The sequence below is a fragment of the Streptomyces fructofermentans genome, assembly GCF_014651055.1.
Classification (GTDB): domain Bacteria; phylum Actinomycetota; class Actinomycetes; order Streptomycetales; family Streptomycetaceae; genus Streptomyces; species Streptomyces fructofermentans.
The window spans coordinates 1-1,604 of the sequence record NZ_BMWD01000072.1 but is presented as its reverse complement, the minus strand read 5'-3'; the positions used below and the strand labels follow the sequence as shown (position 1 = coordinate 1,604).

At 66.8% G+C, this 1,604-nt stretch carries 2 protein-coding genes; one reads left to right on the top strand and one right to left on the bottom strand.

Annotation, left to right across the window (positions count from 1 at the left end):
• The coding region (locus IE265_RS38010; RefSeq protein ID WP_190040368.1) for an RNA-guided endonuclease InsQ/TnpB family protein at positions 1 to 1,154 on the bottom strand (1,154 nt) is incomplete at its 3' end.
• Positions 1,155 to 1,178: 24 nt separating this feature from the next.
• Between IE265_RS38010 and tnpA the strand changes: the two genes are divergently transcribed.
• Positions 1,179 to 1,595 carry an IS200/IS605 family transposase gene (tnpA, locus tag IE265_RS38005; RefSeq protein ID WP_190040367.1) on the top strand — a complete coding sequence of 139 codons (417 nt, stop codon included), beginning with the start codon at positions 1,179 to 1,181 and terminating at the stop codon, positions 1,593 to 1,595.
• Positions 1,596 to 1,604: the final 9 nt, after the last annotated feature.

Genomic DNA, 1,604 nt, shown 5'->3' with positions numbered 1-1,604 from the left:
GGCACGGATGCCCGTCTTACCGGCGCTCCACAGGCATTTAGCCTGTCCGCCCGTCCGGCGGCCAGGATGTTGCATGCAGCGTTGACATCGCGGTCGTGGACGGTCCCGCACTCCTGACAGGTCCACTCACGGACCGACAGGGGCTTGGGGCCGTCCTTGACTCCGCAGGCCGAGCACACCTGAGAGGTCGGCTCGAAGCGGCCGATCTTGCCGAAATACCGGCCGTGCCTGGCGGCCTTGTACTCCAGCATGCCGAGGAACGCCGCCCATCCGGCGTCGTGCACGGACTTGGCGAGGCGGGTACGGGCGAGGCCGGACACCGCGAGGTCTTCCACGTACACCGCTTGGTTCTCGCGGATGATGCGCGTGGATTCCTTGTGGTGCCAGTCCCGGCGCCGGTCCACTACGCGGGCGTGCTGGCGTGCGACCTTGACGCGGGCCTTGGTCCGGTTCTTTGATCCCTTGTCCTTGCGGCTGAGGTCCTTCTGCAACCGCTTGAGCTTGCGCTCGGCGCGGCGCAGGAAGCGCGGGGACGCGATCTTCTGCCCGTCGGAGAGGACCGCGAACGCCGACAGTCCGAGGTCGATACCGGTCTCGGCGGTCGCCTTGGGCAGGAACTTGGGGTCGGTGTCCACGACGAACGAGGCCCAGTACCGGCCGGCCGCGTCCATCGTGACCGTGACCGAGGTCGGCGCGGCCGGAAGGGGACGCGACCAGCGCACCCGCAGGTTCCCGACTTTCGCCACGTACAGAGGGCCGCTCTCGCGCAGGCTGAACCCGTTGGCGGTGAGGCGGATGGACTGCCGGTTGTCCCGCTTGGACTTGAACCGGGGCGGCGCGACCTTCGGCCCTTTGCGCTTGCCGGTGACGGAGGAGAAGAAGTTCCGGTAGGCGGTGTGCAGGTCCCTCAGGGACTGCACCAGCACGACGGAGGACACCTCGCCCAGCCACGCCCGTTCACCGGTGCGCTTGGCGGCGGTGATGACCTGCTTTTGGAGGTCGGTGTCCTTGACGTACGGCAGTCCTGCCGCGTGGGCTTCCTGACGAGCCCGCAGGCCGTCGTTGAAGACCACGCGGGCGCACCCGAACGCCCTGGCCAGTGCATGGCGCTGGGAGGGCTCGGGGTACACGCGGAAGTTGTACCGAAGCTGCACAGCCGTGACCCTAACATTTGGTCTATGGCTACCGATGGCGAGTTGAGGCGTGGCAGGCATGTGGTTTCGGCGATGCATGTTCATTTGGTCTTCGTGACCAAATACCGGCGTGGTGTGTTCAACGACGACATGCTGACCGTGTGCGAGGCGACCATGCGCAAGGTGTGCGAAGACTTCGAGGCCGAGCTGGTCGAGTTCAACGGTGAGGACGACCACGTGCACCTGCTGGTGCACTACCCGCCGAAGGTCGCCGTGTCCGGCATCGTGAACAGCCTCAAGGGCGTGTCCGCCCGCATCCTGCGCCGGGATTTCACCGGCCGCGTGAACCGGGCGATCATGCACGGGCACTTCTGGTCGCCGTCCTACTTCGCCGCCTCGTGCGGTGGCGCCCCGCTCACGGTGGTGCGGCAGTACATCGAACGACAACGCCGGCCGCTCTAGCTACGCTCT